At 48.6% G+C, this 23726-nt stretch carries 15 protein-coding genes; 3 read left to right on the top strand and 12 right to left on the bottom strand.

Annotated elements, in window-relative coordinates:
• Positions 1 to 3: 3 nt before the first annotated feature.
• Positions 4 to 1218 carry a lanthionine synthetase C family protein gene (locus F3I09_RS12175; protein WP_188133775.1) on the top strand — a complete coding sequence of 405 codons (1215 nt, stop codon included), beginning with the start codon at positions 4 to 6 and terminating at the stop codon, positions 1216 to 1218.
• Positions 1219 to 1310: 92 nt separating this feature from the next.
• Positions 1311 to 1937 carry a response regulator transcription factor gene (locus F3I09_RS12170; RefSeq protein ID WP_149695295.1) on the top strand — a complete coding sequence of 209 codons (627 nt, stop codon included), beginning with the start codon at positions 1311 to 1313 and terminating at the stop codon, positions 1935 to 1937.
• Here the strand turns inward: F3I09_RS12170 and F3I09_RS12165 are convergent, their stop codons facing one another.
• The 12 genes from F3I09_RS12165 to F3I09_RS12110 all read right to left on the bottom strand — a co-directional run bounded on the left by F3I09_RS12165 (position 1938) and on the right by F3I09_RS12110 (position 23182).
• Positions 1938 to 3050 carry a hypothetical protein gene (locus F3I09_RS12165; protein WP_149695294.1) on the bottom strand — a complete coding sequence of 371 codons (1113 nt, stop codon included), beginning with the start codon at positions 3048 to 3050 and terminating at the stop codon, positions 1938 to 1940. It lies immediately after the preceding gene.
• An 82-nt stretch (positions 3051 to 3132) separates the two neighbouring features.
• Positions 3133 to 3624: an MHYT domain-containing protein gene (locus F3I09_RS12160; protein ID WP_149695293.1), complete on the bottom strand. Its 492-nt coding sequence runs from the start codon at positions 3622 to 3624 to the stop codon at positions 3133 to 3135.
• On the bottom strand, positions 3605 to 4879 hold the full coding sequence (locus F3I09_RS12155) for a condensation domain-containing protein (protein WP_149695292.1): 1275 nt from the start codon (positions 4877 to 4879) through the stop codon (positions 3605 to 3607). The genes F3I09_RS12160 and F3I09_RS12155 overlap by 20 nt, the downstream gene beginning before the upstream one ends.
• 7 nt (positions 4880 to 4886) lie before the next feature.
• Entirely contained in the window at positions 4887 to 6200 is a 1314-nt protein-coding gene (locus F3I09_RS12150; protein ID WP_149695291.1) for a condensation domain-containing protein, read from the bottom strand.
• Positions 6201 to 6216: 16 nt separating this feature from the next.
• On the bottom strand, positions 6217 to 7416 hold the full coding sequence (locus tag F3I09_RS12145; RefSeq protein ID WP_149695290.1) for a glycosyltransferase: 1200 nt from the start codon (positions 7414 to 7416) through the stop codon (positions 6217 to 6219).
• Between the two features lie 13 nt (positions 7417 to 7429).
• The gene (locus F3I09_RS12140; RefSeq protein WP_149695289.1) at positions 7430 to 8659 is read right to left on the bottom strand and encodes a glycosyltransferase; all 1230 of its coding nucleotides are present in this window, start codon (positions 8657 to 8659) and stop codon (positions 7430 to 7432) included.
• A complete protein-coding gene (locus F3I09_RS12135) occupies positions 8626 to 9453 on the bottom strand; it encodes an alpha/beta fold hydrolase (protein WP_149695288.1) in 828 nt (275 codons plus the stop codon). The genes F3I09_RS12140 and F3I09_RS12135 overlap by 34 nt, the downstream gene beginning before the upstream one ends.
• Positions 9435 to 9743, bottom strand: coding sequence for an acyl carrier protein (locus tag F3I09_RS12130; RefSeq protein ID WP_149695287.1), 309 nt, complete (start codon positions 9741 to 9743; stop codon positions 9435 to 9437). The genes F3I09_RS12135 and F3I09_RS12130 overlap by 19 nt, the downstream gene beginning before the upstream one ends.
• A complete protein-coding gene (locus F3I09_RS12125) occupies positions 9731 to 13963 on the bottom strand; it encodes a type I polyketide synthase (RefSeq protein WP_149695286.1) in 4233 nt (1410 codons plus the stop codon). The genes F3I09_RS12130 and F3I09_RS12125 overlap by 13 nt, the downstream gene beginning before the upstream one ends.
• A 20-nt stretch (positions 13964 to 13983) precedes the next feature.
• Positions 13984 to 20970, bottom strand: coding sequence for a type I polyketide synthase (locus F3I09_RS12120; protein WP_149695285.1), 6987 nt, complete (start codon positions 20968 to 20970; stop codon positions 13984 to 13986).
• A 587-nt stretch (positions 20971 to 21557) separates the two neighbouring features.
• Positions 21558 to 22373, bottom strand: a complete 816-nt coding sequence (locus F3I09_RS12115) for a DUF6515 family protein (protein ID WP_149695284.1) — start codon at positions 22371 to 22373, stop codon at positions 21558 to 21560.
• Positions 22374 to 22525: 152 nt separating this feature from the next.
• Entirely contained in the window at positions 22526 to 23182 is a 657-nt protein-coding gene (locus tag F3I09_RS12110) for a GIY-YIG nuclease family protein (RefSeq protein ID WP_149695283.1), read from the bottom strand.
• A gap of 302 nt (positions 23183 to 23484) precedes the next feature.
• Here F3I09_RS12110 and F3I09_RS34030 point away from each other — a divergent pair, with 302 nt between their 5' ends.
• Complete coding sequence (locus F3I09_RS34030; RefSeq protein ID WP_188133774.1) at positions 23485 to 23658, top strand: hypothetical protein; 174 nt, start codon at positions 23485 to 23487, stop codon at positions 23656 to 23658.
• The last annotated feature ends 68 nt before the right edge of the window (positions 23659 to 23726 follow it).

The raw sequence follows: 23726 nt of genomic DNA, 5'->3' as shown, positions 1-23726 counted from the left end.
AATATGAATGATAAAAGAACCGCCGGAAAAATATTACAGGACATCAGCCTTTCCCTCGACCACTTTACAAAAGAGACAGCCTTCCCCGGCTTATTGGGAGGTTACACGGGCGCTGCTTTATTCTTCGCTTATTATTATCAGCTAACAGGAAAACAGAAATACCTGCAGAAGGTGCACGAACTGTTGGAAAGAAGTGTGCAGGACATGGCCGCAACAGCCCTGCCATACTCTTACTGCAGTGGTATTGCCGGTATGGTATGGAACATACAGCATCTCATTAAAGCTGGTTTTGTGAATGAAGATACCCTGGATGATATGTTTGAAGAAGTCGATGAAATACTGGGACAGGAGATGTTGGGTGCATTGCACCAGGGACAACACGACTTCCTGCACCAGGGACTGGGCATTGCCCTGTATTTCCTGGAGAGAGACGCACATCCGCAGGCAAAGCAGTACCTGACAGACCTGGTATCTACCCTGGCATCAACAGCTGTGAAAACAGAGGATGGTATTAGCTGGCAGGATCACCTGACCGGACTGGGAGGAAAGCCTCCCGGAGAAGTTACCTTCAATATGGGCCTGGCCCACGGCGTTCCCGCCATCATTTCCGTTCTCGGTATGATCCATCACAAAGGAATTGCGGTTACACAAACCAATGACCTGATCCGGCAGGGAATAACCTGGATACTAAAAGCGGAAAACAGTCCGGAGGAAGGACTGACTGCACTATATCCCGTGCTGACAGATGCTACCCATCAGGCGCTGACGGGTAAACAGAGCCGCCTGGGATGGTGTTATGGCGATCTGGGAATAGCCACGCTGCTGTTGAATACCGGTATCTGGTTACAGGACAACACTTATCAGGAGAAAGCCTTACAGATTTTTCACCATACACTGACGCACCGCAATATTAAGAACAGCAACGTATATGACGCCTGCCTTTGTCATGGGAGTGCCGGCATTGCACACATCTACCGGCGTGCCTGGCTGCAAACAAAAGACCCCGCTTTGTTAACAGGTGCAACATATTGGTTACAAGAGACTTTACAAATGAATACGCATAAGGATGGCCCCGGAGGCTTCCGGTTTTATGCAAAAGACGGCTATGAAAACAGTTATGGCATCCTGGAAGGTGTAGCCGGTATCGGCCTCGCCCTGATGGCGGCTATTGATGAGAATACAGATCCTTTATGGGACCGGTGTATGTTATTATGTTGATATTTTCGTTATATTACATATAATGCCGAATACCTGCTGTAAGTAGCTTGTAGCCCGCTACCGCCCACATTGGCATCTTAAATTGGATACCCATGATCCGCCTGTATTTCGTAAACAACCACCCGTTGATCCAGGAAGGCCTGCGTTCACTTCTTGGCACTGAGCATGATATTTTATTAGCAGGACATGCCCGTAGTGGCTGCGCTTGCCTCAGATTTCTGCTGCATAACCCCGTTGACATCGTCATTGTGGATACCTGCCTGCCAGACATAGATACTATTGAACTGTGCGCCAATATAAGAATGGAATACCCGACAGTATCTGTACTGGCATTGAGTTCCCTCAGGGATGAAAAGTATATCGCTGAACTGTTGCAATGCGGCGCCAGCGGTTATATTCTGAATACTGCCGACAAAGACGAACTGTTGTATGCTATTCACACCGTGCACGCGGGTGATATCTATCTTTCCCCGGCTGTTAAACAGGCGCTGAGCAGTGAAAGGATAGGCATACAAAAAAAATTCCCTCCTCTTACGAGAAGGGAAAAAGAAGTTTTATGTCTGATCTCTGAAGGAAATACGAATGGCGAAATTGCAGAGAAGTTATTTATCAGTGCAGATACTGTGAATAGTCACCGGAAAAAATTACTCGCTAAGCTGGAAGTAAAGAACACCGCTATGCTGATCAAGTATGCTGTTGACAACAAACTGCTGGTATAATCAATTGCTTTTGAACGCAATTTTATCCACCACAACCGCCAGCTTTTTCATAGCTGAAGCGTCGGTTTTTACTTTCTTATCGCCGGTTACCTGGTCGTACAATTTAGGATCGCTGGAGTTATTGGCTTTAAAGGCGATATTCACACCCTTACCTGCGAAGGCGCCACCTTCCCAGTCAGCCACTTCACCGCCGAGGTCCCACTCAAAACCATGGATGCGGAAGTCCCTGCCGTTTACTTTCACCACCTTATCCAGCGGATCGCCGACTTTGATACCGAAGGGAGGTTTCCATTTGGAGTTCTCTTTAGTAAAGAAAACACTGGTACCTTTCTCTCCGTCAAATTGTACGATCATTTCATTGTCAGTATCCGGGAATACATAATAGGCTGTGCCGATATCATTTCCCTGGAAATCCTGTGCCTGGCGCGCCACCACATGCTCTTTCCCATAGAGGGCATACAGCTGATCGGGCTGACGCAGTTTGAAGATCTGTCTTACATCCCAGTTGAAGTTATCTGCTGCAGGAGAAGCTGGTGCGGCTGCTGCAGCTGGCGTAGTGCCTGGTTCTGCAGGAACATCTGTTGCCGGACTAACAGCATTATTGGAATTGGGTTCAGTAGTATTTGTTACTTCCGGGCTGGCATTGTTCTGCGCTACAGCTGGTGCTATCTGCAATGGCGGCAGGGTAGCAGGGATAGCGCCGGTAGTGTAGAGGGTAGATTTTTCCTCCAGCAGCTCCTTGGTCTCTCCCTTGAATTTATTCACCGTATAAGTTGCCAGTGGGAATACACTGTTGCTCTGAAGATTGATAGCACGCAGGTGAGTGATGAACTGCTGCCTGTTCCCGTTGCTGAACTGGTAAATGAACTTCAGGGCAGCATCCAGTGCGGCAGGATCTTTTTTCAGCTCGGTCATTGTTTTATCAATATCCAATCCGGCGGCCCCGCTCCTTGACATCTGTTCGGTCACGAAAACGATAAGGGAATCGTTCCTTACCTCATAGCGCTTGGCTAACTTATCGGAAAAGTCTTCTGCGATCTTATCTTCCAGTTTCGTCTGCGCATGTATCGCAAGGGGTAAGAGGAATGCTAATATGGCAATGATGCGTTTCATGCATGGTCGTTTTAGTAATGGGAATTGTCCTTCTTAACAATCAGGCAATTACCATGACTAAATTATGTAATATTCCTGATTGTTAGTGCGGATACAGCTTTTTTACCTTGTGGATCGGCTGAAGGGTAAAGAAGATCGCCATACCTCCGGCCAGTATTCCTGAGAGAACTGACAGCAATGTACCATTAAAGCTGTAATTCTCGGGTAAACAGGCATGTATACCAAGCATAGCGGCTAACGTCAGAAACAGGGTGATTATTGCGTTCAGTGAGGCTGTTTTTAGCATGAAACGGATCTTGACCTTCTTAGGCGGCGGGGAAGTGACCAGCTGTTCCTTCTCCAGCAGCGTAGTGGTTTTGTTTAATATGTCAATAGTGATACATAAAGGCAGCAACAGCGCCATAGGCAGGAAGAACCTTGCCACCGGATGCTCCCCCCGGAACAGGTAAACGGTATTGAGATCGTCAAAACCGAAATAGGGCACCAGCGCATTAATAATCACATTGGTAGTGAAGTAAAAGAGCACCTGGCGCTGCGTGAACTTCTTTAAGGTACTATTGATGGGCTGGTTCATGAACGGGGTTTATAGACAGTAACTCCTGCACTTTTTGAGCAATGGCCCTGGCCTTCGTTTCTTCCAGGAAGGTCTCGCAGGAAATAAAGGAAAAGTCAGCCTGTCCCCTGAATGTGCTGATCACCAGTGTATTGGCATTCCTCCAGGGGAAAGCAGCACTGGGGCTATAGAGTGTTTCCAGTTCAAAGGTTTCGTACTGGTCCGGAATGTCCAGTTTACCCATATTGGACAGCGTAACATCATGTGTACCATCGGTTCTTTTCAGGAAATCAACCATTCGTGTAGCGGCTGTATGAAAATATTCACTGGTCAACAGTAATTTTCGTACATCCATCTTTTCTATGGCGCTGGTCAGGTCTGTCTTCAACTGACGGGCCTTTGTCCAGAAGTTGCTTCCTATATTATTGATACTCAGTTCCGCAATAGGCGCAAAAGCAAACAGGTGGTCCTGTTTTATTTCCGGAACGAACCGGCGGATATCAACAGGGCAGATCACTTTACCATGAGAGGCGTCTCCCATCACCTGGCGGTGGGCCTCCATAAAGGCAAGAGAGAGTGCTGCATGCAGGGTGGTATTCTCAATCTTACAGGCAGTTATTAATGCAGCCGTAGCTGCTTTGTCCAGCTTCCAGTGTACCATATAGTGCTTGCCTTGTACAGGTTGCGGTTCCCTTGTTTTTAAGGCCAATACAACACCTGCTACCTTCGACAACAGCCATAACTTCAGCTGTAATTTCCAGTTGGACAATAACGCTGCTGGAATAAAGCTGTGAATGGATTCAAAAGAAGGGTAGGGGATTAATACTGTCTCGGGCTTGTCCAGTACCTGCAGTAATTCGCGCATCAGTGTCAGAATAGAGGTGCCATCGCAGATGCAGTGAGGAAGTATTAACAGCAGTTCAGACACCTTATCCGAACGTAACCAGATTACTCTTGCCAGCGGACCTTTACGCACATCGAAAGTGCGTCCCCATTCAGCGGCAGATACGACCTGCCAGTGGTCGTTGTCCCGGCGTTCCACGATCTGCACAGGAATAGGGGGGATCTTGGTATCTGATACAAAATAAGGCCTGCCGTTTTCATCTTCCCTGATTACAACTCCCAGCAGTGGATGTTTTTGCTGTATCTTCCCCAGGGCATATATCAGGCCTTCCAGGGTAACGGCGCCGCGTATCTTTGCCGTGAAAATACAGTTTACAGTTGCTGCGGCAGCTACATACATGATCCGTTCGCCCAGTATTAATTTTCTATTCATAGGATGGTTAAATAATTGATGATAATGCCGGAGCCGGCGCTGCTACAGGCAGGTCTTCCAATAATAATGTCATGGCCTGCGCTTTAATGGCCAGTGCATCCCGGTGATCCAGGACAGCATGGTTGGACACAAATGAAAAGTCAATCTGCCCCTTATAGGTAGAAGTGATGATCGTGGTCGGATTGGCAAACGGTCCTACAACGGTAGGACTGAAAATAGTATCCACTTCAAAAGAATGGTATTTGTCGCGTACATCCAGTTTACCCATATTGGAAAACATCAGGTCATAGACCGGCTTTCCATAGGTCAGGAATTTCCGCATATGTTTAATGCCGCCATGTGCATGCTCAAAAGGCAGCATAAAATCGTAAGGGTTCATCCGTGCGATCTTCTGCGATGCAATGGTCTGTAGCAGCTGTACCCTTTCCCAGAAAGGCATATCAGGGGCATTATTGATGGATAGTTCCAGTGACAGCCCGAAAGAGAAGATCACATCTTTCTTTATCTCGGGAATGAATTTCCGAATGTCCACCGGGCAGGTGATCCTGTTCATAGCCTTTTCTCCTTTCACCTGTTTAAAGGCGCGGAGAAAAGCAACGCAAAGCGCTGTATTGACAGTAACGGTGTGCATCGTACAATGCTGGAACAGGGCGGTTGATGCCTGCTGGTCCAGCTTCCAGTGTATCAGGTAGTCATCTTCCCGACGGATGGTTTGTTTGTTACGGGTGGAGATAAAGGTGGATAACAAAGTCAATACTCCCCGTATGAACGCCCCCTTCAATTTTGCTTTCAGTACCTGGCGGGTGCCTGTCAGTATGTGCTTTGGCACAATATCCTCCAGGGTGGTAAACGTCGGATGGATGCCGATATCATAATCAGGATCATCCAGAACGGTCAGTATTTCTCTGACCAGCATCAGCCCTCCTCCTCCGTCGCACATGCAATGATGGAACGCCAGCAGCAGTTCTGATTGCCGGCTGCCTTTCAGCCATACCATCCTGATCAGGGGACCGTTGGGAATATCAAAAACAGCGGCCCAGGCGGCCTTTGTTTCCTGCTGCCAGTCATCGGCTGTTATACGGTCTTTAATGGTCAATGGGATCGCATGATAGACTTCAGGAATAGTGAAATAAGGCGTGCCTGCCTTATCCTGCACAATACCCGCCCTCAGCAGCGGATGTTTGGCCTGTATCTTCGACAGGGCATTGCACAGGTCCTCCGGCGCCAGTGTGCCGTTTATTCTGATCACAAATACGCCGTTGAAAGGCGTGGAGCCATCTCCCAGCATGATCCTTTCAGGGAGGAGTAGTTTTCGTTTCATCACAGAGAATAATTTGTTAAACAGATAAAGTGCGCTGTCTTTCCTGTGCAAATGTTTCCAATAGCTCTACTGCTTTATCATTGCCTCCGGCCTGTATGAACGTGTCGCGTATGTGTTGCGCAGCCTGCCTGTATTTCGGATTATTCAGCACTTCCCACATAGCAGCCTTCAGGTCAGGCACACGCAGGCGTTTATATCTCAACTTGATGCCACAGCCTGCATTTTCTATGAGGGACGCAGTGTGGAAATGGTCATAGGCGATAGGTGTGATCAACATGGGCAATCCATTCACGAAGGCGTCATTCACAGTGTTGAAGCCTCCATGACAGATCACGGCATCCATTTCCGGCATTAACTGTGATTGTGGCACAAAGCCCTGTACAATGAAGTTGTCAGGCCATTCCGGAAAGATGGCCGGATCAGTAGCCGCTACAATGGTGAGCGGCTCATCTGCAAAGGCCTCTATCAGTTTCTGGAAGAACTCTTTACGAATGTCTACCAGTAAGGTGCCCAGTGATACAAATACTTTCGGCGATTTAGCGTGGGAAAGCCTGTCCCAGTCAAAAGGTGTATTATTCGGACGGCCCTTCACGGGGCCTACAAATTTCAAATGTGGTAGTGGGTCTTTACTGCCTGCAAATTCCTTTGAAGTAAAGACCAGGTTCATTTCCCTGGAATGGATCACATATTCATCTGTATAGATGCCCAGTTCATACTGAAGGTTTTTGATGAGGTTCTGCTGCCATTCAAAGATCCTGGGCGATTGCATAGCGTCGCCGGTAACGTCGGGAGGTACAGGTGTGGTTGTTACGCAGGGTATATCTTTCAGATGGGCGGAGAGCGCGCCTGCAAAGGTGATACAATCGCTGATGATAACGTCCGGCCTGAATTCATCTGCTATCCTGGATACCCCAGGCACCATAAAACGTGCAAAGGGAATATAGGTACCTTCCAGTGCCAGCTTTAATGTTTCTACTCCCGATAGGTTCGGCCCATCGTCCTGCATTTTCAGGATGGCCTGTATGGCCGGCTGATGCTCCGCCAGTTCGGCATGGGGAACAATGAATCGTCCGCCGGCAGGAATATGTTCTGTTGCCAGCTCTTTCAAACCGACCCATATTACCTCATGGCCTTTTGCCAGTAAACTGCCTCCTACACTCAGGGTGGGACTGATGTGCCCAAAGAATGGAGGCACAACGAACATAAATTTAGACATGCGTTGACGTTGATTAGTGATAGAAACGGTTACGGTCAAATGCCAGGCCACCTGGTGAAGGCGGTTCCGCCAGCTTTTCCAGGAGATCAATGGCGGTGGCTGCGCCTCCCGCCTGCTCGAAGGACTGTCGTATGCGTTGCGCCGCTGCCTTGTAGGCCGGGTTGGACAACACATCCCATACAGCTTCTTTTAAGTGAGTAGCCTTAAATCTTTTGTAATTCAGCCTGACCCCGCTTTCCGCTTGTATCACTCTGCCCGCTACATGCGACTGGTCATAGGCAATAGGGATAACCACCAATGGCAGGCCGTGAGATAAGGTTTCACATACTGTATTGTGGCCGCCATGGCACACGACTGCATCCAGATAAGGTAGGAGCTCCAGCTGGGGTACTTTCTCCTGCACCATGAAATTGTCCGGCCAGGCTTCAAAAAGTGCCGTATCCGATACAACAATAACAGATACCGGTTCGTTGCCCAGTGCTTCAATCACTTTCCCGAAAAATGCCTTTTTGTAACTGTGGTCAAAGGTGGTACCGATAGACACTAAGATCCGCGGATGTTGATCCATCTTATGAAACCGCTCCCAGTCAAAACTGTTCGTGACCTGCCTGTTCTGAATGACAGGCCCCACAAATTTGTAATGATCCGGTAAGGACATCTCCCCGAAAAAGTGCCTGGAGGTATACACCAGTGTGAGTGCCTCAGAAATAGCTACAGATCTGTCTCCGGGAATGCCCAGTTCCTGCTGCAGTCCGACGATCTGTCTGATCTCCCATTCATGTATGCCCGGCAGGTCTTCCATCATCTTGATGGCTGCCGGCGCCGTAACGGAAGTGGCATAGGGTATCTGTAAACGGCAGGCGGCAATAGCGCCTGCAAATAACTGGTGATCATTGATGATGACATCCGGTTTGAATACCTGCAGGATAGTGCTGATCCCGTCAAACATAAACCTGTTCAAAGGGATCAGCACTTCCTCATACAGGAACTTGATACTTTCTATACCCGATACATTCTTCTTGGTGATCTGATCAAGATATTGTTCACTGTTCTTTTTAGCAACATCATCCTGATCGTATTGCACAAGGAGTAATTCTCCCCCCTGTGGCAATCTGGCTGCCAGTGAGGCATCGAGGCTGATCCAGGCTACGCGGTGCCCACGCTTCAGCAGTGTGGCGCCCAGGCTTAGCGTAGGATTGATATGCCCCATCAGTGGTGGTACGATAAACGCAAAGCTTGCCATAATTTGTGGTTGATCTGTTTGAATTTCACCTGCCAGCCCATAAAGAAATCTTTCAGCTTGTTGGCGGTTTCCAACGGTTGCTGGATAGGCAGATTGTGATCTCCTTCTATCAGTGCCAGTTTGGAGCGCGGCACGGTATGATACAGCTTACGGCCGGATGTCAGACAGTTAGAGCTTTTGCCATATATCAGCAGCGTATCGTGGGCAATGTTGCCTATGGTATCATCAGAAAAGAAGAAACGCTCATTGTGCATATCTTCTTTGATACTCGTTTCATAGAACAGGTATTCATACATCCGGTGATTCTTGTCCAGCTGCCTTTTACCCATCCGCATGCGGGTCGTATCTGTGTAATTATTGATATAGTCTACCAGGAACTCCTTGCTGTAAATATCAATAATGCTCAGCGTCTCATTATCGCTGGGATCAGGGGCTTCTATGATGGCCAGCTTCTTTACCCTGGAAGGGTAGCGCATGGCCATTTTCATAGCCACCAGTCCACCGTAACTATATCCCGCCAGGTGTACTGACTTCAGATGCAGCGCATCCATCAGATCCCGCAGATCGTCTGTCATGGCAAGCAGGTCATACCCATATTCGCAGCGTTCGCTCATGCCATGGCTCTTCATATCATACATCACTACATGGAAAGACTGGGCCAGTACCGGCGCAATATTGAAATAATAAACAGAGAGGTTGCTGAACATACCGTGAACCAGCACAATGGTTTCCCTTGCGCCCTTGTTCAATTCCTGGATATGAACGCTTTTGTTTTTTACTTTGATGACTGGCATGTTGCTATGTAGTTTATGATGTCATCGAGTTTGAGGTTGATGAGCTGATCGAGGTCCATACCCGATAGCCAGCCGGTGAAGTCGATGTTCTCACCGAAATGTGACTTTACTTTCTCAGAGAAGGAAACAATTTCAATACTATCCATCTCAAGATCTCTTGTGAATGAACTTTCACGGGAGATGTCCAGGTCTTCTACAAACTCTTCGCCTATTACTTCTGTGATGAATGATTTCAGAATAGTAAAGATCTCTTCATTGTTTAATTTGTGTGTAGCAGTTATAGTGTCCATCCTATGATATAGTTATTGTGTTTAATAGTTTGAATAGTTACATCGCCGATCCTGAGAGTATTGCCGTCTATTGATGTTATCTTATATTTTTTGGGGTTGCCCTGCAGCCCTTTGCCCAGATATTTGCCGTATGCTTCTTTTGCCACCCAGCAGCGGATGATCCATTCGGTCCTGTCAACAGCCGTAATAAGCGCCAGCTCTTCGGGGTGGAAGACCAGCTCAGTAAAGCCATCATTCTTTTCACTGATCACTTCTATATCTATACCTGCCGGTGTGCCGCTGCGGGCGATGGCCACCGCTTCTTTATCCTTATGTGCAAGAGAGACATGAATGTCTTTAGTCATCGTTCCCTCAGGAAATGGTTTTCCTGCATCATCATTGCTGATCTCAAATTCTATCGGGTAATACGCTTCCTGTTTTTCTTTCTTCAGCAATGCCCTTACCGCATCTTTTACCGCTACTCTGCTGATGATCCTTTCCTTGCGTTTATTCGGCAACATGGCCCTGAGATCAGCTTTCTCTGCCTGGTTGAAATAACGCTTCATGATGAAGTCCCAGGACACAACACGCTGATAAGTATTACGGAACAGGAATATACCCGGCACGATCTCTTCTGAAAGACTGTTGTGCAATGGCGCCATAGACACTTTCCATAGCGGCTCGTCTATTTCCAGCCTGGCGTTCTGCCAGCCGGTGATGATGGCCCATACTGTGTTGTCCCGCTTCAGTATGAAATCTGCCGTTGCGGTATCATCATTGATATCTGTCAGTTCACAGGTACATTCAAATATGCCGCTTTGATCTTCCATATCTCCATAGAAAGCCACCTCCTGTATCTTCACAGGGAATGCGATCCTGTCTTTCTGTAAGGTCAGCTGCAGCCATAGCCCGAATAACTGACCGGCATTATCGAGCAGAGAGCCTTTGCCGGAGCTGCTTTCGATGATGCCTGTAATACCTTTATCACCTACGGCCACTATCTTCCGGATGCCCTGGTAGGCCGGGCCATGGAACATGTGTTGTTCGTATATTTCTGCGGATGATCTGGTAATACCTAAAGACTTCCCGCTCTGTAATGAACGCTGTGGAGGAATAGTGTGCTGCTCTGACAAGGAGACCAGCGCATTGGCATATTTGTCAATGCTCATGGAAATAGTATACGGGTCCTGCCATTGTCCTTTCACGCTTGCCCTGAAAGGTGCAGCTACATTCATCCACTGAAAAACCTGTATCTGGGAGATGCTTTTCACTTTTGTACCCGCTGCATTGGCTGCTGCGATATCGGCAAACAGTTCAAAGATCATGGTCATGGGAATAACCGGGTCCATATCATCTGCACAGTGCCACCCGGGTTTCTGCCGTAGTAAGGCATGATCGATGAGATAGGGGGTATTCTCCAGTGAGATATCCAGCTCCTTTGACACAGGTAGCCTTTTGGGTGGTGCTGTGCTGCCCTGATTGAACAAGGCGATGATCTCTTCCTGTATAGCGGAGATCTCATCACAATTATCCAGGAAGGCACGCATGACCGGAGTTGCTGCTGCCACTACACTTACCTTTGCCGGGGCCGGACGTAATGACTTAAGCGCGGTTATATCCCTTACAAGCGGGGAACCTAATTCCAGCTTCATCGGTATACCTTTAGGCGCCTCTTTACCCGGCGTGATGCCCAGGAATGAAAGATTAACATGCTTTCCTTCCACAAATAAAGCAGCCAGTACTCTTTGCAGCTGATCCAACCCTGATCTGGTAGGAATATTCGCAGAAACAGCACTATAAGACTTGCTCTTCAGCGTATCGTCCACAAACCCGGTCAATCCGCCTGATCCTGCCTGTATGAACACCCTCACGCCTTCCGCATACAGCTTTTCGATGAGCTGCCGGAATCGTACCGGCTTAATAAGGTGATCGATGCTCAGCTGTCTGATAGCTTCAAAGTCCCGCGGATAAGTATCCAGGGTGGTAGCCGACCATAATGGGATCCTGGTATTCTGGAACTGTACCTTATTGATGCCATCCAGCAAGAGGTCGAGCTTATTGGCGACAAAAGGAGAGTGGAAACCCGATTGAAAAGGCAGTACCTGGTGGAAGATCTGTTCCGTTCTCAGGAGAGGTATCAGCTGGTCAACAGCTTCATTGGTGCCACAGAGAATAACCTGCTGCGGACAGTTGTCCATGGAAAGGTGAATATCGGGCACGCCATTTAGCAGGGGAGAGAGGCGCTCATATCCGCAACCTACTACCAGGAACCGGGTGTTCTTTTGTTCAAAGGCTGCCGGGTTTAACTCCTGCAGTAACATCAGCACAGAGCTTTCTGCCGCCAGACCAGATGAACGGCCTGCCAGCCATTCCCCGAGACTATGCCCCGCATTCATATCCGGATAAACGCCCAGTGTTTTGAGGGCGGTGTCAAGTACATGGCTTTTCTCCAGCAATTGTAGCGCAGAATCCCAGACGCCTTCTTTATTAGCGCTTGACTGACCGGATAACCGTAATCCGAAATGACCGGCTACAGAATCGATCTCTCCGCCAGCCAGACCATCCAGGCCGGGAAACAGGAAAGCCACTTTACCTCCTTTATTCACAAGTGGTTCATTGGTGAACCAGATATCCTGCTTATTCCTCCAGGGCGAGTTCCGCTCTACGATCTTAATGGCTTTACGGATACGTTCAGGACTGGGGTCGAAGAGCGCAATACGGTAGTCGCCCTGTCCCGGATGACTGTCTTTTTGTTCCAGGGCCTGTATCAATGCCTGCTGGCTATCCCTGGCCAATAACAGCACCTGCGGTTTGCCGGGAGTGATGCCATTGAATAATTTCCTGGGAGCGAGATTGCTTTCACTGAAACCTTCTACCACCACATGCGCGTTAATACCACCGAAACCGAATGCATTGACACCCGCGCGTTTAGGCAGGTCCGACAGGTTCCAGTCCAGGGTTTCCCTGACAGGTTCAAAGCGTGTCTGCTGCATGATATCCAGCGGCGTATCACAGTGAAGGGTGGGCGGCAGTTGGCTATGATACAGTGCCAGGCTTGTTTTGATAAGACCTGCAATACCAGCTGCAGGCATAGCATGTCCTATCATAGACTTTACTGAACCGATACCTGCTTTGGGCAATTTGCCCGGCTGACCGAAAATAGCGGCCAGTGTTTCCAGTTCTGTCTTATCGCCCAATGGTGTGCCTGTGCCATGCGCTTCAATATAACCCACCTGCTGTACGTCGATACCTGCCGCTGTCCATGCCTGCTTAATCGCGTTGGACTGTCCTTTTACAGAGGGGCTCATCACACTGGTACCGGCGCCGTCGCTGGATACGCCGGTGCCTTTGATAACGGCATATATCCTGTCCTGGTCCCTGACAGCGTCTTCCAGCCTTTTCAGTACTACAAAGCCGCAACCTTCTCCTATCAGCAGGCCGTCCGCGTGTTGATCGAAGGGACGGATCTGCTGACGCCGGGAGAGTGCTCCCAGTTGAGTAAAGATGCTCCAGAAAGGAGCATTCTGTGAAACATGTACACCTCCTGCAATGATCATGTCTGCCCTTCCGGTACTTAATTCCCCGATGGCATGATCTACTGCTATGAGAGAACTGGCGCAGGCGGCATCTATAGTATAGGCGGCCCCGCCAAGATTGAGCCGGTTAGCCACCAGTGAAGCGACCAGGTTAGGAATAAGCCCCATGGCCGTATCCGGGCCAAAGCGTCCTTTCTTTACCTGGAACTCTTTCTTCACTTTATCCAGTTCTTCGTCAGTGAGTCCGGGTAGTGCTGATTGTAAGATCTGTACGATTTGTTCACCGGTGCGCACTATCTCAATGGCCCGGGTGGCGCCGGGACCGGTATAGTTGCCTTTCCCGATGATAATGCCCGTCCTGTCCAGCGGCGTACTGTCTGATACGCCGGCATCCTGTAATGCCTGTTGGGCAAGTGAAAGGGTTAGGAGTTGTTCCGGTTCCGTGCCTTCCACTGCCAACGGCAGAATGCCAAACTGGATAGGATCGAACCAGGCATAATCGTCTATGAATCCGCCTTTCCTGCAGTAGAAACGGTCTACTGCATTGGAGCGGGTATCGAAAAAACTGGTGTCCAGCCTGTTGCCGGGCACAGTTTGTATGGCGTCTCTTTTATTGATAATATTCTGCCAGAACGCATGTATATCGCCAGCTCCCGGGAATATCCCGGACATGCCGATAATGGCAGCATCAGCCTGTTTTTTCATTGTCATGACTTTAATGGTTACTATTCCGCCATGATCAGCACCTGGCTTTCATTGCCGTATTTCAGCTCGTTTACGAAGGTCTCCATGCCTGCCTGTAACGGTATCAGCGCTATTCCCCGCCGTTCGTATTCCTTCTCCAGTGTGGGCGATACCATGCCGGTGCCTTTCCATGGGCCCCAGTTGATGGTAGTCACCTTCCCTTTGATCACATTTTTCAGCTCCCAGGCATAACGGTCCAATACACTGTTGGCAGCGGCATAGTCGGTTTGTCCGCGGTTGCCATAAACAGAAGCTACACTGGAAAAGAGTACGACGAACTGGGTATCTGGCCTCAGTTTTTCCGCCAGTATCCTGAGTGGTGTTACTTTGGTGGAGAACACCCTTTCGAAGGAGTCAGACGTTTTTTGCCGGAACAGTTTATCTTCCAGCAATCCTGCGCCATGTACCACGCCGTCTATCTTGCCATACTGTTCATAGAGCTTGCTGATGAAGGTTTCCAGTTCACTTTCATTCCTCAGGTTAAGCGCCTGGTAGGTAACGGTTGAGCCATTGCTTTCCAGTGAGCGGATGGTTTGCAGTATCTGGTTGGATTTGTGAATATCTGCCGCATGTTTTTCGATAGCAGCCGGTGTTGTCAGCTTGCCTTCCATTATCAGCTGCAGGCGTATCTCGTCTTTGGTTTTAAGAGCAGTATAGTTAGGGATGTCCTCCTCCCGCGGATCGGGCGATCTGCCTACCAGCACATAATGACACGGATACTCCTTCGAGAAGCGTACCATCAGTTCTGCTGTGATGCCTTGTGCACCACCCAGTACCAGCACGAGAGCATCTTTATTCAGTTTGATATCCGGTGTTTGACCTGTGCTCAGTTGTGTCGGTATCAGGTCAAAGATGTGCCTTACGCCATCGTGATAGATGACTTCAGCAGGCGTATCAGGATGTAATAATTCACCGAGTATAATAGCGGGGATCTTTTCCGGTGAAACATGACCTGTCAGGCTGATACTTCTGCATTTTGCATGATCCCATTCTTTGTCCAGGCTTTTCAGGAAACCGGGATATCCCTGTAGCTCACGCAGTAGCCGGATGTCGCTGCCGGTTGATCCTGAGATGGCATATACCCATTCCACATTGTCAGGATGCAGCTTTTTGATAGTGGAGAAAGTGCTGAGGATGTCAGGGCGTTCCGGAGCCGATACCATATCCAGGATGATCAGGCCATGGTAATTTTCCAGTATATCCTTTTCTGTAACAATGTCTACTTCTGCTCCCTGTTGTTCCAACAGTTTTTTAATGGCCAGTGGCAGGTGGCTGCCATCATCGGTTACCGCCAGGTATTTGCCGGCAATGCTCACTGTTTCCTTCTCATTGAAACCGTAGGGTACTAATGAGAACCGTATCCTTGACAGTGCAGCCGGTGCTGCTGTTGATGCAGGTGCAGGTTCCTCAGAAGATGCCGGTGCTGGTGCGGTACTGGCAGGAATATTACCGGAGATCCAGCTGACCAGGCCATTCAATGTTTTGATGCCGGTCAGTGCTTCTGTTTTTTCCTCCGATTGCGCTAATCCTCCTATTTTAATCCGCAGCTCGCCCAGTATTTCCATCCGTTTGATAGAATCGATGCTCAGATCTGCTTCCAGATCCAGGTCCATTCCCAGCATCTCCTGCGGATAACCTGTTTTTTCGCTGACAGTCAGCAGTATGGTACTCCTGATGTCATTTTCCGTCCAGCCTTGACTGGCGGGTGTGGTATTAGTTGGTTTTTCAATGGCATGTTGTAATGAGATACCTCCTGTTTCTGCCTGCGCATCGCCTACATTGTTGGCGATCCACTCAAGCAGGCCGTTCAGGGTTTTGATACCCGCCAGTTGCTCTACAGCTGTTTCATCGCTCTTACCGCCCGCATTAAAGCCTCCCATCTGTGTTCTCAATTCACCGATGATCTCCATTCTTTTGATGGAGTCGATGCTGAGATCTGCCTCCATATCCATTTCCATGCCCAGCATTTCATGCGGGTAACCGGTCTTGGCGCTGACTACTTCTATCAGGATCTTTTTCACATCCTGCTTGCCTCTCGCCGGCTGTGTGCTGACAGATACTTTCACCTGTGCAGGTAATAGTTCCTGTTCTTTCTTTGCAGGAGTTGCTGGTCTGGCAGCCGGTGTTTCAGGTATTTCCAGGCGGCTGATATTAGCAGGGTTTTGTCCCAGGTAACCTAATATCACATCACGCTGTGCCTGTACCAGGTATTTGACGCTGTTCAGGTATTCCTGTACCATGTGCTCAGCATTCCCGTTCACAATGACAGGTTGTGCCGCAACTGCTGTTTTCAGCTGTACCGGTTGCAATACCGGCAGCGCGCCATGTGCAGGCAGCTTGCCTGTAGTGGGCACCGCCAGCTGACCATTCACGTGCCAGATGGTTGCGCTCTTCTTATACTGCTCAGGGGTATCTAACAGAATGGTTTGTGTATTGCGACCTTCGAACAGTTTGTCCAGCTGTACGTTCCTGCCGCTGGCAATATATTTTGCGATGGTATTAAGCAGGTGTGCAATAGCATTAGGTTCACTATCTTCTGAGTGCAATGCCAGACCCTCTTTACCAATCACAGAGCGGGTCAGGCCAGTTAATACTTTACCCGGACCTACCTCAATAAATATCCTGGCGCCGGCTGCATACATCTTTTCCACTTCTTCGGAGAACAGTACCGGGCTTACCAGGTGTTCCGCCATCCTTTCCTTAATAGCCGCTGCTGTATCAGGATATAATGCTGCTGTGGTATTAGACCATACGGGTATCGCTGGCTTGCTGAAGGATGTTTTACCAATCGCAGTTTTATACAGGCTGGCTGATTTAGCGATCAGCGGACTATGAAACGCGCAGGCCACTTCCATTTGTTTGAAGGAGATCTTTTGTTCCTTCAGTTTGGACATGAGCTGTTCCATGTCTTTCGTTGCACCGGCCAGTACCCATTGCTGCGGAGAGTTATGATTCACTGCATAAACGCCGCTTCCTATTCCGGTAAAGGGGGCTAGTGCATCTTCTGTAATATTCACTGCCACCATCACACCTTTATCTCCTTCTACCGCATCGAGTATAGCTTTAGCTCTTTTCTCACTGAGAGGGACAAGTTGTTCTTCTGCGAATGCACCTGCAAAGCAGAGCGCAGGCAATTCCCCGTAACTATGCCCTGCAACCATATCAGGCAGAATGCCCAGGTCCTTCAGGAAGGAGGCTATTGCCAGGTCTACAATGCCCAGCAGTGGTTGTGTGATGCGGGTATCTTTGATCTTTTCCTTTTGCTGCTGCAACGCGCTTTCGCTGAAGGCAGCAGAAGGGAAGAGTATTTTTTCATACTGCGGATATGCTTTCAGCAGTTTACGCATCTGCGGGAAAGCTACAAAGAGTTCTCTCGCCATATTGACACGCTGACTGCCCTGTCCCGGGAACATAAAGGCTACTTTACCTTCTACATTGCTGGTGACATGAATCTCCCTGGACGTAGCGCCAGACAGCGCCAGGTCTGTTTTCAGCATCAGGTCTTCACGGCCCGCCGCTACGATAGACAGACGAACAGGGGCATCACTATAACGGTAAAGGCTGTAGGCAATATCTCTCAATGGCACCTGATCGTTATATTCCAGGATAGTGTGTACCGCCTGCACGAGCCGTTTTACGTCCGCATCATTTTCTCCGCGGAACACAAACAGTTCTGCAGGCCATGAAGTAAGTGCAAGCGGTTTTTCCTTTCCTGCCGGATCGTTTTCGATCACCGCATGGAAGTTGGTGCCGCCAAAACCAAAGGCACTGATCCCTGCCAGCCTGTGTTCATCCAGCCAGACACCAGCCTGCGTATTGAACAGGAAGGGGCTGGTAGCTTCGTTATAGAACGCGTTGGGCGCCTTGATATGCAGGGTAGGCGGCTTTACTCCATGATACACCGAGAGGGTAGCCTTGATCAGCCCTGCCAGTCCTGCGGCGCATTTGGTATGTCCGATCTGAGTTTTCACAGAGCCCAGGTGTGTTTGTCCGGCGATGGCGCCCGACTGTATCAGCATATCAGATAAAGCGCTCAGTTCTGTTTTATCTCCCACTACAGTGCCGGTGCCATGTGCTTCCACAAGACCCACTGCAGCTGGGGATACGCCGCTTTGCTCATATGCCCTTTCCAGTGCCTTTATTTGCCCTGCCTTACGGGGAGCGGTCAGTCCCAGGCTCTTGCCATCGCTGGAACCGCCAACACCCTTTATCACTGCATAAACCTGATCGCCATCACGTTTTGCGTCATCATATCTTTTTAAGACCAGCATAGCCACTCCTTCGCCCAGTGCAATACCATCGGCGCCGGAGTCGAAAGTCATACAGCGTCCTTTGCGGGACAGTGCATGTGTGCTGGCAAACATGAGGTAGTCATTAATACCATTATGCAGGTCGGCAGCACCGGCCAGTACCATCTCCGATTTGCCCAGTATCAGTTCCTGGCAGGCCAGGTCGATAGCAGCCAGAGAAGAAGCGCAGGCAGCGTCCACTGTATAGTTCCTGCCGCCCAGGTTCAGGCGGTTGGTGATACGCCCTGATATCACATTTGCCAGCACACCCGGGAAGGAATCTTCCGTCAGCTTAGGCAATGCAGCATCCAGTTCTTCCGGCATTTCTCCCAGGTACTGGCGGTAGAGTGAGCGGAAGCCGTAGTTATTGGCGAGATCATTGCCACCTTCAGCACCAATGATCACAGAGATATCTTCTGTATCGTGATCCGGGTTGGCATAGCCCGCATTCTCCAATGCCTGTTTAGCCACGAGCAATGCCAGCAACTGTGTAGGATCAATGGCCGCCAGTGACTGTGGCGGTATACCAAAGGTCACCGGGTCGAAATCTATCTTTGGAATGAAACCTCCCCATTTGGATGGGGATTTATTCCCATCCGGAGAGTTGGCGTCATAGTACAATTCCTTATTCCAGCGTTCATCCGGTACCTCGTTCACGCAGTCCTTACCGGCCAGTATATTGCTCCAGAACTCATCTATATTACGGGCACCGGGATAGATGCAGGCCATACCGATAATGGCAATGTCCAGCGCCTTTTCTGGATGTGTAACAGGCGCAGGCAGCGCAGCATTTTGTATATGTGTAAAGTTATTCTCAGCCACATCCTTGTGCAGATCGGTCATACTCACCACTTCCTGTCTCAATGCAGCCACCTGGCCTATCATATACATACCTTCCAGCAGCTGCTGTGCGGTATCGATGTTTACAAGTCCCTTCTCTGTTCTGTCCACTCCTTTGGCAGCTATGCGTAGCCTGCCTACATTTAAGGCTTCCAGCCTGCTCCAGATCTCTTTTTTATCCAGCTGCTCAGCGTTGAGTTTATTTTTTTCTTCCCGGAAGAAATCAGCAAATGGCGATTGCAGGCAGCGTGTTTCATGCCCCGGCGCTGTTTCCAGCAATACAGTGCCCGTATGTTCAACCGCCTGGTCCTGGAATTGCTGCAGGATAGCGCCTGTTTCCACCGCTTCTTTAGTATAGATATAGGCAGTACCCATCAGCACACCGATCTTAGCACCTTTGGTAGCCAGGGAAGCCGCCATCACGGCAATGAAAGCAGTGGACAGTGCATCGTGTATACCGCCTGCGAAGAAGACGTTCAGTTGTGCTGCCTGTTCTTCCTGCAAAAGGCGTTCTATTTGTTTCTCCCACAACACGAGGCTTGATAGTGGGCCTACATGACCACCGCATTCACGGCCTTCAAACACAAATCTCCGCGCTCCTTCTTTTATGAACATATCCAGCAGAGAGGCCGATGGTACGTGCAGGAAAGATTTGATACCCATGTCTTCCAGTGCTTTCGCCTGAGAGGGACGGCCGCCTGCGATCAATACCAGTGGAGGTTTAACCTCCTTAATGATTTCGATCTGTTCATCGCGCAGTTCCTGTGGTGCAAATCCCAATATACCGACGCCCCAGGTATTATCTTTCGCGAGTTCTTTTGTTTGTTTTACCAGGTCCTGCGCAGCTGCGCCTTTCAGCAATGAAAGGGCCACAAATGGCAATGCGCCGGCATCGGCAACAGCGGCTGCAAATGCAGGTACGTCGCTGACACGCGTCATAGGGCCCTGTGCAATAGGGTAGGTGATGTTCAGTTCTTTTGCCAGTGCATTACCGGGACTGATCACATTTACGGTCTTTGCCTGCAAGAGATGACCACGGATGGCTTCATGAAGGCCATTGATCATCCTGCCCAGTTTTTTATAGCGTTTTACGAGATCAATAGATATGGCAATGTCCTGGCCCATAGGCAGGAGGCCTTTATCCAGGTCTAAGATCCCCAGCAATGGTTTTATATCTTCACGTGTAGCGTTGTCCGGTAGTGCAGGTGAATTAGGCCGTACCAGTACACGGTAGCCATCTATCACCCGCGCCTCATTGCCGTTCAGTTTTTCACATATGTTCTTGATGGCAGCAGGAGCCTTGCATTCGGGGAATAATATCAGCTGGCTGTCCAGCACTACACCGCTGGCGCCAGTGGCCATCAGTGCGGCTGTAGTATGGATACCTGCGCCACCCTGTACCCATATTTTTGTATCAGGGAGCGCTTTCACTATCTGCTGGAAAAGAATGAAGGAGGATTCCTCCCCCACTTTACCGGCGCCTTCATTTCCTTTTATGATAATACCATCAGCATTGTCGTGTACTGCCTGTTGTGCTTCGAATAAGGTATGTACCTGGTACAGCATGCGTGTACGCTTGCGCGTGCTTACTTTAATATGGTATGGAGCAATGATCAGCGTAACCTGTTCTGGTAACGGGATATCTGTCATTTCTTTTTCCGCGTAACAGACGCCAAAGGGATAACCATGTTGTGAAAGGTCTTCAAGGGCTTTAACTGCGGTGTCTCTGTTGCGTCCGAGATGTAGTACAGGGAACGCATTTGCTTTAGCCAATGCGAGGGCCAGTGGCACGTCAGGGCACTCCATCGGAGTAAGCCCGATAATAGTAGGTTTTTCCATTCCTGGGCGTTTAGTAGGTAACAGGCATGACTAGTCCTGACCATGATTTACGAATCATCGATAAATGTTATACCGCACGTATTAATTTTAGATATCTGGCTGTAATTCCCGGTTATGCCCTGAGGGACGTCATAGACAAGGCGTAACCATCCTGTTTTTCGAAATAGGATGATTTCATAGCGCAGAATTAATATAGGCTAAACGGCCCGAATCTCTCACATGAGCAACACGATAAGTGTTGTAATCACTGTTCAATGTTTACGACAAAATCAAATATTCTTCTTATTCTAACGGACATACGACAGGATCGGCAGATTGTGCTAATGGTCTCCCCTTGCGGGTGGCAGCCTTTCGTCGGGTTATATTTTTCATAAAAAACAAATATGGTGTTGTGGTTATTTGAGCAAAAGCATGAATCTATGTTAAAACTAACAAAATAATTTTTATAAAAGAAGTGTCAAATTGAATTAAGTAGGCGTTAACGTGAAGTTAATATGGAGTATATGTACTTATGTAAATAAAAAAACAAGTGGAACATGATAGCGTGAGCTACTATGTTCCACTTGTTCATTCACTTAGCGTGATGCTTAATTATCAGCTGAAGTTTTTCCGACTATTTTATAACCCCGTGAATTATCGGGATTGGTTACTTCCTGATAATACATGCCATCCGGAGAAACATACAGTTGCTGACCGTTGATTTCCACACCGCGGCTTCCTTCAGGTAATGTTGCCATCACGTCTCCGGAAACAGGAGCATTCTGATCCTGCTGATACTGTTGATCCTGTTGATCCTGGCTGTCTTCACCACTGCCGGTATTCAGTTCTCCATTCTTTCCTACCACTACGTATTTTGTCTTATTGTCCTGCTGCACTTCCTGGTAGAAGGTACCATTCTTTTCATAGTAAATGTTACCATCTATTTTTACCTGTTTCGCACCACTCGGCAGGTTAGGTACTACAACACCCATTGGCGGATCAACCACTTCATACTGTTCCGTCTGTGTTTGTGTGTTGGTATACGGACGATAGAAGAAACCATCGTAATAATAGTAAGGCCCCCATCCAGTGTTAAATGTCAGGAACCCGTAAGGTAGGAAGCTGACACGAAAACCTATGGCCGGACCGTAGTAACGGTAAGGGTAGTAATGAGGGCGATAATAATATCCACCGCCATATCCGTGGTAATAACGGACAGGTGCGCGGTAGTGATAATAACCTCCGCCATATCCGAATCCTACTCCAATTCTTGCTGACACGTGTGGTGATGAAACAATTCTGCTCCCGGCCCCCCTTGACATGTGTCCTCCTCCAAAACGTCCCCGCTGTGCATACGCGCTGCTTACTGTACTCACACCAGCCAGGAGAATGAGTGAGAACAGTAAATATATCCTGTTTTTCATGTTGATAGATGATTTAAAAAGAGAGATTGTCTCCCCCTGTTATAGTACTTAGACACTTACTAAACGGCAGGGTTTAACTTATATTTTATTTTAACAATTCTCATACCAAATAATTAACATTTGATAATCAGCTTGTTGAAGCGGGGCGGTTATTAATATAGCTGGTTGCGGAGTATCCTCTTGATCATCTGGATGGAGGTACGGCTGATCTGGCCTTTGTACCGTTCGAGAATGGCATTTTCACTCAATCCCTCCCCGAGGTCGTTCACCACCCGGAGCCATTTACTGAGGAATTCGGAATTGGGGGTACGGTATTTCAGGAGGCGTCTCACGGTTTCGATGACCGCTTTGCTGACCTGGCCTTCATTCAGTTCGAAGATCTCGTCGGTGCTGAGACCCAGTTCAATATCCTGCGCTACCCGGGAATAGTCCTGCAGGTACTTTTCGTTGGCTTCCATCACCTGCAGCAGGGGATTGTCGCTATAACGGATCACGGCATATTTCCTGGCCTGCCTGTGTAGTTCCGTGAGGGCGTAATTGCGGGCGATGTTGTCACAAATGACCAGGTCGTCTTTGCTCAGTTCAAACCATTCCCCTTTGACGCGTTTATGCTGGAAAATGATATGCAGGCATTCTTCCAGCTCGGTCATATTCGCGGAAGCGTATTGCCTGATCACCCGGAACATAACGGGCAGATGGGTATGATACGAGGCCAAACGCTTCTGCAGATCCTGCGTCTTGCCGATCTTATAAAGGTTTTTCCCTGTGTTTATAATGTAAACGCACTTACCGATCTGTACTTGCTCCATTCGGGTGATTAGTTCATGGGTGTGGTAATGACAAACTTTCCTCTTTTCCGCTACGCTGGTTACTAACGCAAATTGCCGATTTTTTTTGAGAAATACTGATTTTCTAAATGAGCGGCGCAGGAACACGTGCCGTTGTGCCGCTATGGACGGGGTTTGAGCCAGATACCGAAAGGTATTTTTCCGTTTAAACCTGTTCTGGGTAGTATTCTTCTTCTATATCTCCATATCGCTACATCGTCATCTGGATATCACTTCATCGTCATTTGTATATCGATTCGATATAGAAATGACGATGAAGTGATATGGAAACGACGGTAAAGCGATATGAAAGTATAGAGAAAAGAGCGAACAATGAACGATTTAAAGACAGCAGGAATGTTGAAATGCTTTGTAGTATAGCCTTTGGCGTGATCAGTGAATTACAGCTGAGGTTGATAAATGATATTTACAGGATCATCATGATAATGCAATTGTAGTATTGATAAAATATTGATAATTAGTTGTTTGTATAGTTTTTTGATCTGATATTTAGGGGAAATTGCAG

The sequence above is a fragment of the Chitinophaga sp. CF418 genome (assembly GCF_900142925.1).
Classification (GTDB): Bacteria; Bacteroidota; Bacteroidia; order Chitinophagales; family Chitinophagaceae; genus Chitinophaga.
The sequence above is the reverse complement of the archived record's forward strand: the minus strand, read 5'-3'. Positions and strand labels throughout refer to the sequence as shown.

Excerpts from the sequence above, each read along its gene's own strand:
- F3I09_RS12175 (WP_188133775.1), top strand. The coding sequence starts at position 4 with ATGAATGATAAAAGAACCGCCGGAAAAATATTACAGGACATCAGCCTT.
- F3I09_RS12170 (WP_149695295.1), top strand. The coding sequence starts at position 1,311 with ATGATCCGCCTGTATTTCGTAAACAACCACCCGTTGATCCAGGAAGGC.
- F3I09_RS12165 (WP_149695294.1), bottom strand. The coding sequence starts at position 3,050 with ATGAAACGCATCATTGCCATATTAGCATTCCTCTTACCCCTTGCGATA.
- F3I09_RS12160 (WP_149695293.1), bottom strand. The coding sequence starts at position 3,624 with ATGAACCAGCCCATCAATAGTACCTTAAAGAAGTTCACGCAGCGCCAG.
- F3I09_RS12155 (WP_149695292.1), bottom strand. The coding sequence starts at position 4,879 with ATGAATAGAAAATTAATACTGGGCGAACGGATCATGTATGTAGCTGCC.
- F3I09_RS12150 (WP_149695291.1), bottom strand. The coding sequence starts at position 6,200 with ATGAAACGAAAACTACTCCTCCCTGAAAGGATCATGCTGGGAGATGGC.
- F3I09_RS12145 (WP_149695290.1), bottom strand. The coding sequence starts at position 7,416 with ATGTCTAAATTTATGTTCGTTGTGCCTCCATTCTTTGGGCACATCAGT.
- F3I09_RS12140 (WP_149695289.1), bottom strand. The coding sequence starts at position 8,659 with ATGGCAAGCTTTGCGTTTATCGTACCACCACTGATGGGGCATATCAAT.
- F3I09_RS12135 (WP_149695288.1), bottom strand. The coding sequence starts at position 9,453 with ATGCCAGTCATCAAAGTAAAAAACAAAAGCGTTCATATCCAGGAATTG.
- F3I09_RS12130 (WP_149695287.1), bottom strand. The coding sequence starts at position 9,743 with ATGGACACTATAACTGCTACACACAAATTAAACAATGAAGAGATCTTT.
- F3I09_RS12125 (WP_149695286.1), bottom strand. The coding sequence starts at position 13,963 with ATGAAAAAACAGGCTGATGCTGCCATTATCGGCATGTCCGGGATATTC.
- F3I09_RS12120 (WP_149695285.1), bottom strand. The coding sequence starts at position 20,970 with ATGGAAAAACCTACTATTATCGGGCTTACTCCGATGGAGTGCCCTGAC.
- F3I09_RS12115 (WP_149695284.1), bottom strand. The coding sequence starts at position 22,373 with ATGAAAAACAGGATATATTTACTGTTCTCACTCATTCTCCTGGCTGGT.
- F3I09_RS12110 (WP_149695283.1), bottom strand. The coding sequence starts at position 23,182 with ATGGAGCAAGTACAGATCGGTAAGTGCGTTTACATTATAAACACAGGG.
- F3I09_RS34030 (WP_188133774.1), top strand. The coding sequence starts at position 23,485 with ATGGAAACGACGGTAAAGCGATATGAAAGTATAGAGAAAAGAGCGAAC.